Here is a 16208-nt window from a genome sequence, read left to right on the forward strand (position 1 = left end):
GTACCCCCGGATCCGGGCACCCGTGTGACCCGCGTAGGCTCGTGCACCGTGGCCTCATCTATCGCACGGCCCTGGCCCCGGATCACCGCGCCCGAACACACCCCGGACGGCACCGTGTCCGCCCCGGCGGCGTTCACCGTGCGCGGCCTGACCAAGACCTACCGGGCCCGGCGCTCCCGGACCGGGGCGGAGCGGGTGGCGCCGGCCAGCGACCGGATCACGCTGGACGTGGCGCGCGGCGAGATCTTCGGCCTGCTCGGCCCGAACGGCGCGGGCAAGACCACGCTCGTCAAGCAGCTCACCGGGCTGCTGCGCCCGGACGCCGGAAGCATCACCCTGCTCGGCCACGACCTGGTGCGCCACCCGCGCCGCGCGGCGCGGCTGCTGGCCTACCTGGGACAGGAGTCGACGGCGCTGGACGAGCTGACCGTCGCCCTGGCCGCCGAGACCACCGCGCGGCTGCGCGGCCTGAACGCCGGGGCGGCGCGCAGGGAGCGGGACGCCGTCATCGGCGAGCTGGGCCTCGGCCCGATCGCGGACCGGCCGCTGAGGAAGCTCTCCGGCGGGGAACGGCGGCTGGCGTGCGTGGCGGCGGCCCTTACCGGCGGTCGCCCGGTGCTGGTGCTGGACGAGCCGACCGCGGGCATGGACCCGGTCGCCCGCCGCGCGGTCTGGGCGGCCATCGACCGGCGCCGCGCCCTGGACGGCACGACGGTGGTGCTGGTCACGCACAACGTCATCGAGGCGGAGACCGTGCTCGACCGGGTCGCGGTGCTGGACGCCGGGCAGGTCATCGCCTGCGACAGCCCTGATGGCCTGAAGGCGCTGGTCGGCTCGGAGGTACGGCTCGATCTGGTCTGGCGCGGCGAGCCGCCGCCCGGGGTCCCGGAGATCGCCGCGCTGAGCCACACGGCCTTGGTCGCCGGGCGCCGCTGGACGCTGCGCCTGCCCCCCGAGCGGGCCCGCGCCGTGGTCGCCGCCGTCACTCAGGGCCCGGCGTTCGCCGCCCTGGACGACTTCACGCTGGCCACACCGACCCTGGAGGATGTCTACCTCGCGCTGGGCGGCCGGGGCGAAGGGCTGGTCCGCTCATGAGACGGGCTGGTCCGCTCATGAGGCACGGCCCGGACGCCCGGATCTTTGCCGGAGCGACCGGCCGCGCGGGCGGCCCGGGGTTCCGGCGGAGCGGGAAGGCGTCATGAGCGCCGTGCCGCTGGCGGCGCGGGCCCGGGTGTGGCCCTCGCTGGTGGCCGTGTACCGGGCGCAGCTGTCGCGGGCGCGGGTGGCGCGGATTCCGCTGCTGTTCGTCGCCACCTTCCAGTCGATCGGGATCATGGTCCTGATGCGCGGCGTCGTGGACGGCGGCGACGGGGACGAGGCGCGGGCCGTCGTGGCCGGGTCAGCCGTGCTCGTCGTGGCGTTCGTCGGGCTCAACCTCCTCGCCCAGTACTTCGGCCAGCTCAGGGCCGCCGGCGGCCTGGACCACTACGCCACGCTGCCGGTGCCGGCCGCCTCGGTGGCGCTGGGCACGGCGGCGGCCTACGCCTCGTTCACCGTGCCGGGCGTCGTCGTCACGGCCGTCTCCGGCGGCGTGCTGTACCAGCTGCCGCTGAGCGGCCTGTGGGTGCTGCTGGCCGTCGTGCCGCTGGCCGGGGCCGCGCTGGCCGGGCTCGGGGCCGCGCTGGGACTGCTCGCCCCGCGCCCCGAGCTGGCCACCCTCTGCGGACAGCTCGGCATGTCGGCCGCGCTGCTGCTCGGTGTGCTGCCGGCGGCGCGGCTGCCCGAGCCGGTGCGCTGGCTGCGCGAGCTGCTGCCCTCCACCTACGGTGTGGACGCGCTGGCGACCGCCCTGGAGCCCAGCCCTGACTGGGGCTCGGCCGCCGCCGACCTCGCGGTCTGCGCGGGCGTGGGCGTGACGGCGCTGGCGCTGGCCACCTGGGCGTACCGCAGGGCCGCCCTGCGGTGAGCCGCGGGGACCACGGCCCCGGACTCGGACCGGGAGGTGCCCCACCGCCCGAACGGCCGTCCCGTGGGCCGAACAGACGCCCGTACCTGGCAGGATGATGAGGTGACCGTTCCGCAGCCCACCCCGGACCACCGCACCGACCACCGCACCGACTCCGTCTCCGGCGCCGGGACCACGGGCGGAGGAGCGGACCCCGGCGCCCCGGCGCCCCGCGTGGCCTGGGGGCGGGAGATACGTGAGGCTGTCCTGGTCGCCCTGCCGGTCGCCGTCCTCACCGGACTCCCGCTCGGGCTGCTGTGGCTGTGGCGGGCGCCGCGCGTGCCGCTCGTCTCGGACGGCGAGGCCGTGCTGCTGGCCAACGCCGAGGGGCAGCAGGCCATCGGCGCCGACGGCACGTTCCTGCTGCTGGGCCTGGCCATCGGCGCCGTGACCGGGATCGTCGTCTTCGCGCTGCGCCGCGGCGGCGGGGTGGCCGTGGTGCTCGGGCTCGTCCTCGGCGCCCTCCTCGGCTCGGTGCTCGCCTGGCGGCTCGGCGTCTGGCTCGGCCCGACCGACGACCTAGCCGGGCACGCCCGGTCGGCGGGGAAGGACGTCGTCTTCGACGGCCCGCTGGAGATCGGGGCGCGCGGAGTGCTGCTCGGGCTGCCGTTCGCGGCGGTGGCCACCCACATGTTCTGTCTGTCGGTCTGGGGCCCCCGCGACCCGCGGCCCCTGCCCGCCGAGCTGCCCCACTGGCGGGAGCCGCCCCCCGGGGCCTGAGCGGACCGCGCGGTCAGTCCCGGGCGATCGGGGCGGTGATCGCGCCGGTCAGGGTGATCAGCGCGGCCGGGGCCAGCTCGATCTCCAGGCCGCGCCGGCCGGCCGAGACGAAGACCGTGCCGTGCCCGGTGGCCGAGGCGTCGACCACCGTGCGCAGCCGCTTGCGCTGGCCGAGGGGCGAGATGCCGCCGAGCACATAGCCCGTGGCCCGCTCGGCCGCCGCCGGATCGGCCATCGCCGCCCGCTTGCCGCCGACCGCCGCCGCCAGCGCCTTCAGACCGAGGGACGCCGAGACGGGCACCACGGCCACCGTCAGCGCGCCGTCCACCTCGGTCACCAGCGTCTTGAAGACCCGCCCCGGGGCGGTGCCCAGCGCACGGGCCGCCTCCTCGCCGTAGGACGGGGCGGCCGGATCGTGCTCGTAGGCGTGGAGGGTGAACGCCACCCCGGCCCGGCTCGCGGCCACCGTCGCGGGGGTGCCGCCGGCCGCGTTCCGGTGCCGTCGCTTCCCCCCGTCGCTCTTCCCCACGTTCTTCCCCCCGCGGACGGCTCCGGTCAGTTGAGACTCGTCGGGCGGATCGTGTACTCCGCCCCCGGCACGGACGGGAGCTTACTGATCAGCGCCGTCTCCTGCCGCAGGATTCTCAGCTCCTCGGCCAGCCGGGTCGCGGTGTCCTTGGCCTGCAGCAGCCGCTGCTTGTCGCCCGTGTAGAGCATCGTCGCCGCCGCCACCAGGTACGAGACCACCGACGGGTCCTCGGGCAGGTCCTGGCCGGGCGCCAGGGTCCGTTCGTTCGCCCCCGCCAGCACCTTCTGATACGAGCGGAACGCCCGCAGCACCCCGGACGCCAGCGCGCCCGCGCCTTCCCCGGCGACCTCGGGCAGCGGCTCGACCTCGGCCGTCAGATACGGGCCGCTCGCGTCCACGGACCGCAGCCGGAACCGGGTCGTCCCGGTCGCCAGCACCTCGTAGCTCTCGGCCGGCTCCCCGCCCTCGCCCGGTCCCGAACGCGCCCTGATCGTCGAGGCGTCGGCGACACAGCCCACGGCGTGGAAGGAGCGCGTGGGGTCGTCGGCCGCGAATCCGGCGACCGGCCCGGCCTCGGTCACCTCGGTCGGATCCGGCAGCCCGGTGCCGAACGGCGCCACCTCGTGCCCGTCCCTGATGGCGATCACGCCGAACGGGCGCGGGCCGTCCTCCGGCAGGTCCAGAAGATCGCGCATCAGCGCCCGGTACCTGGCCTCGAAAACGTTCAGCGGCAGCACGAGCCCGGGGAACAGCACGGTGTTCAGCGGAAAGAGCGGCAGGCGCGTGGTCGTCACGACCGGCCAGCCTATCGGCTGCCTCCGGGGGGCCGGGCCCGCATCGTGAAACGCGACGGCGGCCCCGTCCGGCCTTCTGCGAGACTGGTTCCGTGCTGAACCGAATCGATCTGCGCGGTTCCTCGCCCGTCCCGGGCGGGATCGACCGCGACCTGCTGCCCCGCGCCGAGCTCGACGTCGAGGCCGCCCTGGAGAAGGTGCGGCCCATCTGCGACGACGTGCGCCATCGCGGCACCGCGGCGCTGATCGAGTACGCCGAGCGGTTCGAGCGGGTCACCATCGAGCGCACCCGGGTGCCGGCCGAGGCGCTGACCCGCGCGCTGGCCGAGCTCGACCCGGCCGTCCGGGCCGCGCTGGAGGAGTCGATCCGCCGCGCCCGCATCGTCCACCGCGAGCAGCGGCGCACGGACTCGACCGTGCGTGTCGTGCCCGGCGGCACCGTCACCGAACGGTGGGTGCCGGTGGAGCGCGTCGGCCTCTACGTGCCGGGCGGGCAGGCCGTCTATCCGTCGTCCGTCGTCATGAACGTCGTCCCGGCCCAGGAGGCCGGCGTCGGCTCCCTCGCCGTCTCCTCCCCGCCGCAGAGGGCCCCGGGCAACGACTGGGGCACGGGCCTGCCGCACCCCACCATCCTGGCCGCCTGCGCGCTGCTGGGTGTCGAGGAGGTGCACGCGGCCGGCGGCGCCCAGGCCGTGGCCATGTTCGCGTACGGCACCGAGGAGTGCCCGCCGACCCGGCTGGTCACCGGCCCGGGCAACGTGTACGTCGCCGCCGCCAAGCGCCTGCTCAAGGGCGTCATCGGCATCGACGCCGAGGCCGGTCCGACCGAGATCGCCGTGCTCGCCGACGACAGCGCCGACCCCGGGCTGATCGCCGCCGACCTCATCAGCCAGGCCGAGCACGACGTGCTGGCCGCCGCGGTCCTCGTCACCCCGTCCACCGCGTTGGCCGACGCCGTGGACGCGGAGCTGGGGGCGCGGGTTCCGGCCGCCAAGCACCACGCGCGCATCGCGGAGGCGCTGGCCGGCCGGCAGTCGGGGATCGTCCTGGTCGACGACGTGGACCACGGGCTGGCCGTCACCGACGCCTACGCCGCCGAGCACCTGGAGATCCACACCGAGAACGCCGCCGGGGTCGCCGCCCGGGTCCGCAACGCGGGCGCCGTCTTCATCGGCCCCTGGTCCCCGGTCTCCCTCGGCGACTACTGCGCGGGCTCCAACCACGTCCTGCCGACCGGCGGCTGCGCCTGCCATTCCTCAGGACTGTCCGTGCAGTCCTTCCTGCGCGGCATCCACGTCGTGGACTACAGCCGCGACGCGCTGGCCGAGGTGGCGCACCACGTGGTCGCCCTCGCCGAGGCGGAGGATCTTCCCGCCCACGGCGCCGCGGTCAAGGCCCGGTTCGAGAACGGAGAGGTTCCGCACAGCAAGTGACCCGCATCGACGATCTCCCCATCCGGGACGAGCTGCGCGGCAAGACCCCGTACGGCGCGCCGCAGCTCGACGTCCCGGTCCGGCTGAACACCAACGAGAACCCGTACCCGGTGCCGGCCGCCCTGGTCCGGCGCATCGCGGAGCGCGTCTCGGACGCCGCCCGCACCCTCAACCGCTACCCCGACCGGGACGCGGTGGTGCTGCGCACGCAGCTCGCCGCCTACCTCTCCCGGACCGGCGGGTATCAGGTCGGCCCGACCCAGGTCTGGGCGGCCAACGGCTCCAACGAGGTGCTCCAGCAGCTCCTCCAGACGTTCGGCGGCCCCGGCCGCACCGCCCTTGGCTTCGACCCGTCCTACTCGATGCACTCCCTCATCGCGCGCGGCACCGGCACCGGCTGGATCTCCGGGCCCCGCACCGAGGCGTTCGACATCGACGTGGACGCCGCCGTCGCCGCGATCCACGAGCACCACCCCGACGTCGTGTTCATCTGCTCGCCCAACAATCCGACCGGCACCGCCGTCGCGGCCGAGACCGTTCTCGCGCTGTACGAGGCCGCGCAGGCCGCCGCGACCGGCGGGCACGGCACGCTGGTGGTGGTGGACGAGGCATACGCCGAGTTCAGCCACCGGCCGTCGCTGCTGCCGCTGATCGAGGGCCGGCCGACGCTGGTGCTCACCCGTACCATGTCGAAGGCGTTCGGCGCGGCCGGGCTGCGGCTGGGCTACCTCGCCGCCGACCCCGGCGTGGTCGACGCGGTGCAGCTCGTGCGCCTGCCGTACCACCTGTCCGCGATCACTCAGGCCACCGCGCACGCGGCCCTGGAGTTCGCGGATACGCTGCTCGGGTACGTCGCGGAGCTGAAGGACGAACGGGACCGGCTCGTCACCGAGCTGACCGCGCTGGGCTGCGAGGTCACCGAGTCGGACGCCAACTTCGTGCAGTTCGGCCGCTTCGCGGACGCGCGGGACGTCTGGCGGCGGCTGCTGGAGCACGGGGTCCTCGTCCGGGACAACGGCGTGCCGGGCCGCCTTCGGGTCACCACCGGGACCCGTGAGGAGAACGACGCGTTCCTCGACGCGGTACGCGCAGTGAAGAAGGAGATCGGCCAATGACTCGCGTGGGCCGCGTGACCCGCAGCACCAAGGAGACCTCGGTCGCCGTCGAGATCAGCCTCGACGGCACCGGGAAGGTCGACGTGTCCACCGGCGTCGGTTTCTTCGACCACATGCTGGACCAGCTCGGCCGGCACGGGCTGTTCGACCTCAGCGTGAAGACCGAGGGCGACCTGCACATCGACAGCCACCACACGATCGAGGACACCGCGCTCGCGCTGGGCGCCGCGTTCAAGCAGGCGCTGGGCGACAAGCGCGGGATCGTGCGGTTCGCGGACGCCTCGGTGCCGCTGGACGAGTCGCTGGCGCAGGTGACGGTGGACCTCTCCGGGCGGCCGTACCTGGTGCACCGCGAGCCCGAGGGCATGGCGCCGATGATCGGCGCGTACGACACGACGATGACCCGGCACATCCTGGAGTCGTTCGTCGCCCAGGCCCAGATCGCGCTGCACGTCCACGTGCCGTACGGGCGCAACGCGCACCACATCGTGGAATGCCAGTTCAAGGCCCTGGCCCGCGCCCTGCGGTCCGCCAGCGAGCTGGACCCGAGGCAGACGGGGATTCCGTCGACCAAGGGCGCCCTGTGAACGACGCGCACGCGGCTGCCGGGTCGCGGAGGGCGACGATGGCCGCGGGCTGTCGCGTGGGCGGCTGTGACATGGGCCGCTGCCGCGGTGGGGTTCACGGGAAGATGCCGAACGACGCGCGCGCGGCTGCCGGGTCGCGGAGGGCGACGGTGGCCGGGGGCTGTCGTGGCCAGGTTCTCGGGAGAGCGCTGTGACGGGGGCGGCGGCGCTGTTCCTCGGTGTGGGGCTCTTTCTCGTCGGTGGGGTGTACTCGTTCGCCAAGCAGGGGTTGCCCAAGGGTGTCGTCGTGCTGCTCGGGCTGGCCAGTGGGCTGTGTCTGGTCGCCGGGGCGCTCCGGCTGGAGGTGTAGGGATGGGGTCCAAGAAGGTCGTCGTCTTCGACTACGGCTTCGGCAACGTGCGCTCCGCCGAGCGGGCCGTCGCGCGGGCGGGTGCCGAGGTCGAGATCACCCGTGATCTCGACGCCGCCCTGAACGCCGACGGGCTGCTGGTGCCCGGTGTCGGCGCGTTCTCGGCCTGTATGAGGGGCATCCGCGAGGCGCGCGGCGACTGGGTCGTCGGGCGGCGGCTGGCCGGTGGCCGGCCCGTGCTCGGGATCTGCGTCGGCATGCAGATCCTCTTCGCGCGCGGCATCGAGCACGGCGTCGAGACCGAGGGCCTCGACCAGTGGCCCGGCACCGTCGCGCCGCTGGAGGCCGACATCGTGCCGCACATGGGCTGGAACACGGTCGACGCCCCGGAGGGCTCGGCGCTGTTCGCCGGGCTGCCCGCCGACGCGCGGTTCTATTTCGTGCACTCCTACGCGGTGCACGACTGGGAGCTGCCGGCCGACAGCGGCGGCACGACGAGCTCGTCGGCCGTGCCCCGCGTCACCTGGGCGACGCATGGCAAGCCGTTCGTCGCCGCCGTGGAGAACGGTCCGCTGTGGGCCACCCAGTTCCACCCCGAGAAGTCCGGCGACGCCGGTGCCCGCCTCTTCACCAACTGGATCGAGACGCTCTGAGATGTCCACGCTGACGCCCACGCTGGAACTGCTGCCCGCCGTCGATGTCCGCGGCGGCCAGGCCGTGCGCCTGGTGCACGGCGAGTCCGGCACCGAGACCTCCTACGGCGACCCGCTCCAGGCCGCCCTGACCTGGCAGCGCGCGGGCGCCGAGTGGCTGCACCTGGTCGACCTGGACGCCGCCTTCGGGACCGGGAACAACCGGGAGCAGATCGCGGAGGTCGTGCGCGCGATGGACATCCGCGTCGAGCTGTCCGGCGGCATCCGCGACGACGACACGCTCGCCGCCGCGCTCGCCACCGGCTGCACCCGCGTCAACCTGGGCACCGCCGCGCTGGAGTCCCCGCAGTGGGTCGCCAAGGCCATCGCGGAGCACGGTGACCGGGTGGCCGTCGGCCTCGACGTGCGCGGCACGACGCTGCGCGGCCGGGGCTGGACCCGGGACGGCGGCGATCTGTACGAGACGCTGGAGCGGCTGAACGCCGAGGGCTGCGCGCGCTACGTCGTCACCGACATCAACAAGGACGGCACGCTCCAGGGCCCGAACCTGGAGCTACTGCGGACCGTGTGCGCCGCCACCGATCGGCCCGTCGTGGCCTCCGGCGGGGTGTCCTCGTTGGACGACCTGCGGGCGCTGGCGGGTCTGGTGGGCGTGGGCGTCGAGGGCGCGATCGTCGGGAAAGCGTTGTACGCCGGGGCGTTCACCCTGGAAGAGGCGCTGGAAGCCGTGGCCGGATGAGCGTCGAGCGTGCGGGGGACGCCAGTCCCTGGGAGCGGGCCGCCGGGTCGGCGCGCGCGGTCGCGGCCGGTGACCTGGTGCTGGTCGGCGGGACCATGCCGCCGGCCGCCGGGTCCTCGGGCGGTGACCCCTACGAGCAGGCCAGGTCGGCGCTGACCGAGGCTGTCGCGGCGCTGGAGCCGTTCGGGCTCGGCGTCGCGTCCGTGGTCCGCACCCGGATCTACATCAGCCACGCCCGCGACGCGGAGGACGTGGGCCGCGCCCACATGGAGCTGTTCGGCGAGGTCCGGCCGGTCACCACGCTCGTCCTGGTCGCCGGCTTCGCCGACTCGCGGACGCTGGTGGAAGTCGAGCTGGAAGCCTATCGAGGAGCCGCGACGTGAGCCTCGCCGTACGAGTCATCCCCTGCCTGGACGTGGACGCCGGCCGGGTGGTCAAGGGCGTCAACTTCGAGAACCTGCGGGACGCGGGCGATCCGGTCGAGATGGCGAAGGTCTACGACGCCGAGGGTGCCGACGAGCTGACGTTCCTCGACATCACGGCCTCCTCGGGGAACCGTGAGACCACCTACGACGTGGTGCGCCGGACGGCCGAGCAGGTCTTCATACCGCTGACGGTGGGCGGCGGGGTCCGTACGGCCGACGACGTGGACCGGCTGCTGCGCGCGGGCGCCGACAAGGTGGGCGTGAACACGGCGGCGATCGCGCGTCCGGAGCTGATCCGGGAGATCGCGGAGCGGTTCGGCAACCAGGTGCTGGTGCTGTCGGTCGACGCGCGACGCTGTCCCGAGGGCACGGTGACGCCCTCGGGCTACGAGGTGACCACGCACGGCGGCCGGCGCGGCACGGGGATGGACGCGGTGGAGTGGGCGCACCGGGCGGCCGAGCTGGGCGCGGGCGAGATCCTGCTGAACTCCATGGACGCGGACGGCACCAAGGACGGGTACGACGCGGTGATGATCGCGGCGGTGCGCGCGCGGGTGACGGTGCCGGTGATCGCCTCGGGCGGCGCGGGCCGGCTCGATCACTTCCCGCCGGCCATCGCGGCGGGCGCGGACGCGGTGCTGGCCGCCTCGGTCTTCCACTTCGGGGATCTGCGGATCGGCGAGGTCAAGAGCACGCTGCGGGAAGCCGGTTACGCGGTCCGCTAGAGGCCGCTAGAAGGGTGGGAGCGGGGGCGGTCCTCCAGCGCGGGGAGCCGAGCCGCACTGCCGTTCGAGAAGGGCCGCCCCCGCGTTCTGGGGGATCGCGCCGGCCTAGCCGCTCTTGCCGAGCGCGCGCAGGTACTCGCGGTTCATGGTGGTGATCGAGGTGAGCGGGATGCCCTTGGGGCAGACCGACGTGCACGCGCCGGTGACCGTGCAGCCGCCGAAGCCCTCGTCGTCCATCGTCCCGACCATCTCCAGGACCCGGCTCTCGCGCTCGGGGGCGCCCTGGGGCAGGGAGTTGAGGTGGACGATCTTGGCGGAGGTGAACAGCATCGCGGAGCCGTTGGGGCAGGCCGCCACGCAGGCTCCGCAGCCGATGCACTCGGCGTGCTCGAACGCGATGTCGGCGACGGCCTTGGGGACCGGCGTCGCGTGCGCCTCGGGAGCACTGCCGGTCGGGACGGTGACATAGCCGCCGGAGCCGATGACGCGGTCGAACGCGGACCGGTCCACGACCAGGTCCTTGACCACGGGGAACGCGGCGGCCCGCCACGGCTCGATGTCGATCGTGTCGCCGTCCGCGAAGTGCCGCAGGTGGAGCTGGCAGGTGGTGGTCCGCTCCGGGCCGTGGGCCTGCCCGTTGATGACCATGCCGCAGGCGCCGCAGATGCCCTCGCGGCAGTCGTGGTCGAACGCGACGGGCTCCTCGCCGCGCAGGATGAGCTCCTCGTTGAGGGTGTCCAGCATTTCGAGGAACGACATGTCCGGGGAGATGCCGGTGACCTCGTAGGTGGACATGGCCCCTTGGGCGTCGGGGCCTTGCTGGCGCCAGATGCGCAGGGTGAGGTTCACGCGTAGCTCCGCTGGGTGGGGTGGACGTGCTCGAAGACGAGGTCTTCCCTGTGCAGCACGGGCGCCGCGCCCGGCTCCGTGAACTCCCAGGCCGCCGCGTAGGAGAAGGCGTCGTCGCGGCGGGCGGCCTCGCCGTCCGGGGTCTGGCTCTCCTGGCGGAAGTGGCCGCCGCAGGACTCGGCGCGGTGCAGTGCGTCCAGGCACATCAGCTCGGCCAGCTCCAGGTGGTCGGCGACGCGATTGGCCTTCTCCAGCGACTGGTTGAGCTCGGTGCCGCTGCCCGGCACCTTGATCCGCTCCCAGAACTCGGCGCGCAGGGCCGGGATACGGTCCAGCGCCTTGCGGAGCCCGGCCTCGCCGCGGGCCATGCCGCACTCGTCCCACAGCAGCTCGCCCAGCTCGCGGTGGAACGAGTCCGGGGTGCGGTCGCCGTTGTTGGACAGGAGCCGGTAGAGGCGGTCGGTGACGGCGAACACCGCCTCGTCGACCGCCGGATGGTCGGCGGCCACCTCGTCGTTCGGGGTGCGGGCGAGGTAGTCGGCGAGGGTGGCCGGGAGGATGAAGTACCCGTCGGCCAGGCCCTGCATCAGCGCGGAGGCGCCCAGCCGGTTGGCGCCGTGGTCGGAGAAGTTGGCCTCGCCGATGGCGAACAGACCCGGCACGGTGGTCTGGAGGTCGTAGTCGACCCACAGACCGCCCATCGTGTAGTGGATCGCCGGATAGATGCGCATCGGGACGCGGTATGGGTCCTCGGCGGTGATCCGCTCGTACATCTCGAACAGGTTCCCGTACTTGGCGGCCACCGCGTCGCGGCCCATGCGGGCGATGGCGTCCGCGAAGTCCAGGTAGACGCCCTGCCCGCCGGGGCCGACGCCCCGGCCCTCGTCACAGACGTTCTTCGCGGCGCGGGAGGCGATGTCGCGGGGCACGAGGTTGCCGAAGGAGGGATAGATCCGCTCCAGGTAGTAGTCGCGCTCGTCCTCGGGGATCTCGGCGGGGGAGCGGGTGTCGCCGGCCCGCTCCGGGACCCAGATGCGGCCGTCGTTGCGCAGCGACTCGCTCATCAGCGTCAGCTTGGACTGGTGCTCGCCGGAGCGCGGGATGCAGGTGGGGTGGATCTGGGTGAAGCAGGGGTTGGCGAAGAACGCGCCGCGCCGGTGGGCGCGCCAGATGGCGGTGGCGTTGGAGTTCTTGGCGTTGGTGGAGAGGTAGAAGACGTTGCCGTAGCCGCCGGTGGCCAGCACGACGGCGTCCGCGATGTAGGTGTCGACGCGGCCGGTGACGAGGTCGCGGGCCACGATGCCCCGGGCCCGGCCGTCGATCACGATCAGGTCGAGCATCTCGGTGCGCGGGTGCGTCTCCACGTTCCCGGCGGCGATCTGGCGGGAGAGCGCCTGGTACGCGCCGAGCAGGAGCTGCTGGCCGGTCTGGCCGCGGGCGTAGAAGGTACGGGAGACCTGGACGCCGCCGAACGAGCGGGTGTCCAGCAAGCCGCCGTACTCGCGGGCGAACGGCACGCCCTGGGCGACGCATTGGTCGATGATCTCGACCGACACCTGGGCGAGGCGGTAGACGTTGGACTCGCGGGCGCGGAAGTCGCCGCCCTTGACGGTGTCGTAGAAGAGGCGCTGGACGGAGTCGCCGTCGTTGCGGTAGTTCTTCGCGGCGTTGACGCCGCCCTGGGCCGCGATGGAGTGGGCGCGGCGCGGGGAGTCCTGGTAGCAGAACTGGATGACGCGGTAGCCCTGTTCGGCGAGGGTGGCACCGGCGGCGCCGCCGGCCAGACCGGTTCCGACCACGATGACGGTGTGCTTGCGCCGGTTGGCCGGGTTGACCAGCTTGGCCTCGAAGCGGCGGCGGTCCCACCGCTCGGCGATCGGGCCGCCGGGGGCCTTGGTGTCCACGAGCGCGTCGCCCGTGGTGTAGTCGAGGTAGCTGCTCACGCTGATCACATCGCTCACTTGACGATTCCGGTCATCACGCCGAAGGGGACGGAGAGGAAGCCGACGGTCAGCACCAGGGCGAGACCGTTGCCGGTGGCCTTGAGCGCGCGGTCGCGGGTGCGGCTGCCCGCGCCGAGCGTCTGGGCGGCGCTGTAGAAGCCGTGCTGGATGTGCAGGCCGACGGCGATCATCGCGACGGCGTAGATCGCGTTGCCGTACCAGGTGTCGAACGTGGCGACGATGTTCTGGTACGGGCGCCCGCTCTCGCCGTTCGGGTTCACGGTGCCGGTGGTGAGGTCGAGGATGTGCCAGACGATGAACAGGGCCAGGACCACGCCGCCCCAGCGCATGGTGCGGGTGGCGTAGCCGCTCCGGGCGCGCCGGTGCACGTACTTCACCGGGCGGGCGGCGTTGTCCAGGCGGCTGAGCCGCCAGGCGGCCCAGCCGTGGGCGACCACGGCCGTGAGCAGGACGGCGCGCAGGATCCACAGGAACCACTCGTGGTGCAGCACCGGATCGCCGAGGGTGCGCAGCCAGTGCGCGTACTCGTTCATGTCGTCGGGGCCGAAGAAGACCTTGAGATTCCCGATCATGTGCGCGATCAGGTAGAGGAGCATGATCGCGCCGCTGACGGCCATCACCGTCTTCTTGCCGATCGTCGACTGCCACAACCGGCCGACCGTCGTCGGTCGGCGGTCCGTGCGCGTGGTGCGCGTCGTGCGGGGCCGCGTCGCCAGTGCCATGACATGACGGTAGGACCGTCGCGGGACATCAGTCCAAGACATAGGAGACCTGCTTTCGATAGGCTCTGCCTATCGGCCTCGGGATGGTCCCATGCAGCTTCAGCAGCTCCGTTACTTCACCGCCGTCGCGGAAACCCTGCATTTCACGCGGGCCGCGCGCCGCGAACACGTCGCCCAGCCGTCGCTCTCGCAGCAGATCCGCTCCCTGGAGCGCGAGCTGGGCGCCGAGCTGTTCCACCGGGCGCGCGGTCACATCTCGCTCACCGACGCGGGCGCGGCCCTGCTGCCGCTGGCCCGCCGCATCCTCGCCGACACCGAGACCGCCCGCCGCGAGGTGCAGGAGGTCGCCCAGCTCCGGCGCGGGCGGGTGCGGCTCGGGGCGACGCCGAGCCTGTGCGCCAGCCTGATCCCCGGCGTGCTGCGCGCGTTCCGCGACAGCTATCCGGGCGTCGAGCTGTTCGTGCACGAGGACGGCTCCCAGGACCTGGTGCGGATTCTGGCCGCCGGGGAGCTGGATCTCGCGCTGATCATCACCCCGCTGCCCGGCCAGGCCCCGGCGCTGTCCACCGAGGAGCTGCTGCGCGAGGACCTGGTGGTGATCTCGTCGCCCGCCGCGCCCGCGCCCGTGGCGGGCCGGCACATCCGGGTCGCGGATCTGCGGGACCGGCCGCTGGTGATGTTCCGGCACGGCTACGACCTGCGGGAGCTGACCGTCGTGGCGTGCCACGGGGCGGGCTTCGAGCCGTCGTTCAGCGTGGAGGGCGGCGAGATGGACGCCGTGCTCGGCTTCGTGCGGGCGGGGCTGGGAGTGGCCGTGGTGCCCAGCATGGTCGCCGACCGCTCCGGCCTGCGGGCGACCCCGTTCGCCCCGCCCGGCCTGCACCGGACGATCTCGGTGGCGCACCGGGGCGACGTCTCGCCACCGCGCGCGGCGCGCGAGCTGCAACGGATTCTGCTGTCCCACCGGCGGCGGCCGGGTGTCGCGCGCTGAGCTTCGCTCCTATCCCTCCTTCCCTGGCGGCTCACTCTTTCCTGGAGAACGGCATGCACCACCGGCATCTCGGCATTCTCGGCCACAGCACGGAAGGCGCGGCGCTCTGCTTCCGGGCGTTCTGCCAGGAGGGTTTCCGCCGCCTCGGCCCCGACGAGCACCCGGACGTGACGCTGGACGTCATCGCGCTGGCACGCAGCATGCCCGGCTGGGACTCGGGCGACCACGGGTCGGTCCGGGACATCCTGGCCGTGAGCGTGGAGCGGCTCGCGCGGGCCGGGGCGGACTTCTTCGTCTGCCCGGACAACACCGCGCACATGGCCCTGGAGCTGCCCGGCACCGAGCTGCCGCTGCCGGGCCTGCACATCGCGGAGGTGGTGGCCGGCCAGGCGGCGCGCGAGGGACGCACGCGCGTCGGCGTGCTCGGCACCCGCTACACGATGGACGGCCCGGTCTACCCGCGAGCGCTGGCGGCCCGGGGCATCGCCGCCGAGCTGCCGACCCCGGACGACCGGCTGCTCGTCAACGAGATCATCTTCGGTGAGCTGCTGAACGGGGTGCTCAGCGAGGACTCGCGCCGGGAGTACGTGAGGATCATCGAGGACCTGGCGGCGCGTGGCTGTGACGCGGTCGCCCTTGTCTGCACCGAGATCCCGCTGCTGGTGACGCCCGACGTCTCGCCGCTGCCGACCCTGGACTCCACCCGCCTGCTGGCCCGCGCGGCCTTCGACGTCGCGGTCGGCGAGCGACCGTTCCCGGCCTGGCGCGGCGGGCCGGTCAGCTCCTGACATCGACGGGGTGGCCGGTCAGCGGGCCCGCACCTCGGCGGCGGGCTCGCGGGGGTACCTGGGGTGGGTCGCCGCGCGTACGGGGGGCGCGCGTTCCGTGTCAGGTGCTGCCCACCGGGTCGGGGTCGAGGCGGGCCAGGAGCTGGGCGCGGTGGAGGTCGGCGACCGGGGCGAGCAGGTCGGGGTGGCGCATCAGGGTCGCGGCCCGGCGGTCGCGTTCGGCCGGGAACGTCAGGCGGCGGAACTCGATCGGGGTCTCGGCGGCGTGCTCGCCGCCGGCCACCGCGGCCACCGCCCGCGCCGCCAGCGCCGGGGAGCCGAGCAGGCACGCGGCCCAGCTCGCCACGGCCTCGTCCACCCACGACCGCCACGCGAACTCGTCGCCCTCGGGCAGCACGGTGTCCGCGCCGACGACCCAGTCCAGCCGGGCCGAGCCCCCGGGGCCCGCCATGGCGACGAGCGCGGCGTCCACGGAGGTGGGGTAACGCAGCCAGGCCGCGACGGTCACGGCCTGTCGGGCCTGCACTTCGGCGAGCACCTCGCTCAGGGCGCCGTCGGCGGCCGGGTAGGCGCGCAGAAGCCACTGCGTGGTGGCGGCTATGACGGGGGAAAGATCGGCGCACACGGACGAAGCACCCTCCCGATCCTGCGTGCGAAGCGTCGCAAGCGTACTCCTCCATTCGGGGATCCGGGATGACGGGGGTCACGTTCCGTCGCCTTGTTCCCGGCCCGTTCCCGTCAGCCTTTCGGACGAGTCCGGCGTGCGGCGCGCCCGGTGGTCACACAGGGTCGCGATGGGGGCGCGCATCGCCCGGCCACG

General features: G+C 73.6%; 19 protein-coding genes. 13 read left to right on the forward strand and 6 right to left on the reverse strand.

Annotation, left to right across the window (positions count from 1 at the left end; genetic code table 11):
- Positions 1-114 precede the first annotated feature (114 nt).
- From OIE51_RS22245 to OIE51_RS22255, 3 genes are all read left to right on the forward strand, one after another.
- Positions 115-1095 (forward strand): ABC transporter ATP-binding protein, encoded by a 981-nt coding sequence (locus OIE51_RS22245; RefSeq protein WP_442812074.1) that lies wholly within the window; start codon positions 115-117, stop codon positions 1093-1095.
- A 103-nt stretch (positions 1096-1198) separates the two neighbouring features.
- Entirely contained in the window at positions 1199-1966 is a 768-nt protein-coding gene (locus OIE51_RS22250) for an ABC transporter permease (RefSeq protein WP_326599523.1), read from the forward strand.
- Between the two features lie 102 nt (positions 1967-2068).
- On the forward strand, positions 2069-2725 hold the full coding sequence (locus tag OIE51_RS22255; RefSeq protein WP_326599524.1) for an ABC transporter permease: 657 nt from the start codon (positions 2069-2071) through the stop codon (positions 2723-2725).
- 13 nt (positions 2726-2738) lie between these two features.
- Here the strand turns inward: OIE51_RS22255 and ybaK are convergent, their stop codons facing one another.
- Both ybaK and OIE51_RS22265 read right to left on the reverse strand, forming a co-directional pair.
- Positions 2739-3254, reverse strand: a complete 516-nt coding sequence (gene ybaK, locus OIE51_RS22260) for a Cys-tRNA(Pro) deacylase (protein WP_326599525.1) — start codon at positions 3252-3254, stop codon at positions 2739-2741.
- 26 nt (positions 3255-3280) lie between these two features.
- Positions 3281-4048 carry an LON peptidase substrate-binding domain-containing protein gene (locus tag OIE51_RS22265; RefSeq protein WP_326599526.1) on the reverse strand — a complete coding sequence of 256 codons (768 nt, stop codon included), beginning with the start codon at positions 4046-4048 and terminating at the stop codon, positions 3281-3283.
- A gap of 92 nt (positions 4049-4140) precedes the next feature.
- Here OIE51_RS22265 and hisD point away from each other — a divergent pair, with 92 nt between their 5' ends.
- The 8 genes from hisD to hisF all read left to right on the forward strand — a co-directional run bounded on the left by hisD (position 4141) and on the right by hisF (position 10074).
- Complete coding sequence (gene hisD, locus OIE51_RS22270; RefSeq protein WP_326599527.1) at positions 4141-5481, forward strand: histidinol dehydrogenase; 1341 nt, start codon at positions 4141-4143, stop codon at positions 5479-5481.
- The gene (locus OIE51_RS22275) at positions 5478-6596 is read left to right on the forward strand and encodes a histidinol-phosphate transaminase (RefSeq protein ID WP_326599528.1); all 1119 of its coding nucleotides are present in this window, start codon (positions 5478-5480) and stop codon (positions 6594-6596) included. The genes hisD and OIE51_RS22275 overlap by 4 nt, the downstream gene beginning before the upstream one ends.
- Positions 6593-7183 carry an imidazoleglycerol-phosphate dehydratase HisB gene (gene hisB / locus OIE51_RS22280; protein WP_326599529.1) on the forward strand — a complete coding sequence of 197 codons (591 nt, stop codon included), beginning with the start codon at positions 6593-6595 and terminating at the stop codon, positions 7181-7183. The genes OIE51_RS22275 and hisB overlap by 4 nt, the downstream gene beginning before the upstream one ends.
- 190 nt (positions 7184-7373) lie before the next feature.
- Positions 7374-7532 (forward strand): hypothetical protein, encoded by a 159-nt coding sequence (locus OIE51_RS22285; RefSeq protein ID WP_326599530.1) that lies wholly within the window; start codon positions 7374-7376, stop codon positions 7530-7532.
- Positions 7533-7534: 2 nt separating this feature from the next.
- Positions 7535-8185, forward strand: coding sequence for an imidazole glycerol phosphate synthase subunit HisH (gene hisH, locus OIE51_RS22290; protein ID WP_326599531.1), 651 nt, complete (start codon positions 7535-7537; stop codon positions 8183-8185).
- Between the two features lies 1 nt (position 8186).
- The gene (gene priA, locus OIE51_RS22295; RefSeq protein ID WP_326599532.1) at positions 8187-8924 is read left to right on the forward strand and encodes a bifunctional 1-(5-phosphoribosyl)-5-((5-phosphoribosylamino)methylideneamino)imidazole-4-carboxamide isomerase/phosphoribosylanthranilate isomerase PriA; all 738 of its coding nucleotides are present in this window, start codon (positions 8187-8189) and stop codon (positions 8922-8924) included.
- On the forward strand, positions 8921-9307 hold the full coding sequence (locus OIE51_RS22300) for a Rid family hydrolase (protein ID WP_326599533.1): 387 nt from the start codon (positions 8921-8923) through the stop codon (positions 9305-9307). Before priA ends, OIE51_RS22300 begins: the two co-directional genes overlap by 4 nt.
- Positions 9304-10074 carry an imidazole glycerol phosphate synthase subunit HisF gene (hisF, locus tag OIE51_RS22305; protein ID WP_326599535.1) on the forward strand — a complete coding sequence of 257 codons (771 nt, stop codon included), beginning with the start codon at positions 9304-9306 and terminating at the stop codon, positions 10072-10074. Before OIE51_RS22300 ends, hisF begins: the two co-directional genes overlap by 4 nt.
- 105 nt (positions 10075-10179) lie before the next feature.
- Here the strand turns inward: hisF and OIE51_RS22310 are convergent, their stop codons facing one another.
- From OIE51_RS22310 to OIE51_RS22320, 3 genes are read right to left on the reverse strand one after another with little or no spacing between them, the layout of a single operon-like run.
- On the reverse strand, positions 10180-10923 hold the full coding sequence (locus tag OIE51_RS22310) for a succinate dehydrogenase/fumarate reductase iron-sulfur subunit (protein ID WP_326599537.1): 744 nt from the start codon (positions 10921-10923) through the stop codon (positions 10180-10182).
- A complete protein-coding gene (locus OIE51_RS22315; RefSeq protein WP_326600743.1) occupies positions 10920-12866 on the reverse strand; it encodes a fumarate reductase/succinate dehydrogenase flavoprotein subunit in 1947 nt (648 codons plus the stop codon). Before OIE51_RS22315 ends, OIE51_RS22310 begins: the two co-directional genes overlap by 4 nt.
- A 14-nt stretch (positions 12867-12880) precedes the next feature.
- On the reverse strand, positions 12881-13609 hold the full coding sequence (locus tag OIE51_RS22320) for a succinate dehydrogenase cytochrome b subunit (RefSeq protein ID WP_326599538.1): 729 nt from the start codon (positions 13607-13609) through the stop codon (positions 12881-12883).
- A 91-nt stretch (positions 13610-13700) separates the two neighbouring features.
- On the opposite strand from OIE51_RS22320, the gene OIE51_RS22325 reads away from it, so the two are divergent.
- Entirely contained in the window at positions 13701-14600 is a 900-nt protein-coding gene (locus OIE51_RS22325; protein ID WP_326599539.1) for a LysR family transcriptional regulator, read from the forward strand.
- Between the two features lie 53 nt (positions 14601-14653).
- Positions 14654-15388: an aspartate/glutamate racemase family protein gene (locus OIE51_RS22330; protein WP_326599540.1), complete on the forward strand. Its 735-nt coding sequence runs from the start codon at positions 14654-14656 to the stop codon at positions 15386-15388.
- 100 nt (positions 15389-15488) lie between these two features.
- On the opposite strand, the gene OIE51_RS22335 is transcribed toward OIE51_RS22330, so the two are convergent.
- Positions 15489-16013, reverse strand: a complete 525-nt coding sequence (locus OIE51_RS22335; protein WP_326599541.1) for a hypothetical protein — start codon at positions 16011-16013, stop codon at positions 15489-15491.
- Between the last annotated feature and the right edge of the window lie 195 nt (positions 16014-16208).

The sequence above is a fragment of the Streptomyces sp. NBC_01803 genome (assembly GCF_035917415.1).
In the GTDB taxonomy this organism is placed as follows: Bacteria; Actinomycetota; Actinomycetes; order Streptomycetales; family Streptomycetaceae; genus Streptomyces.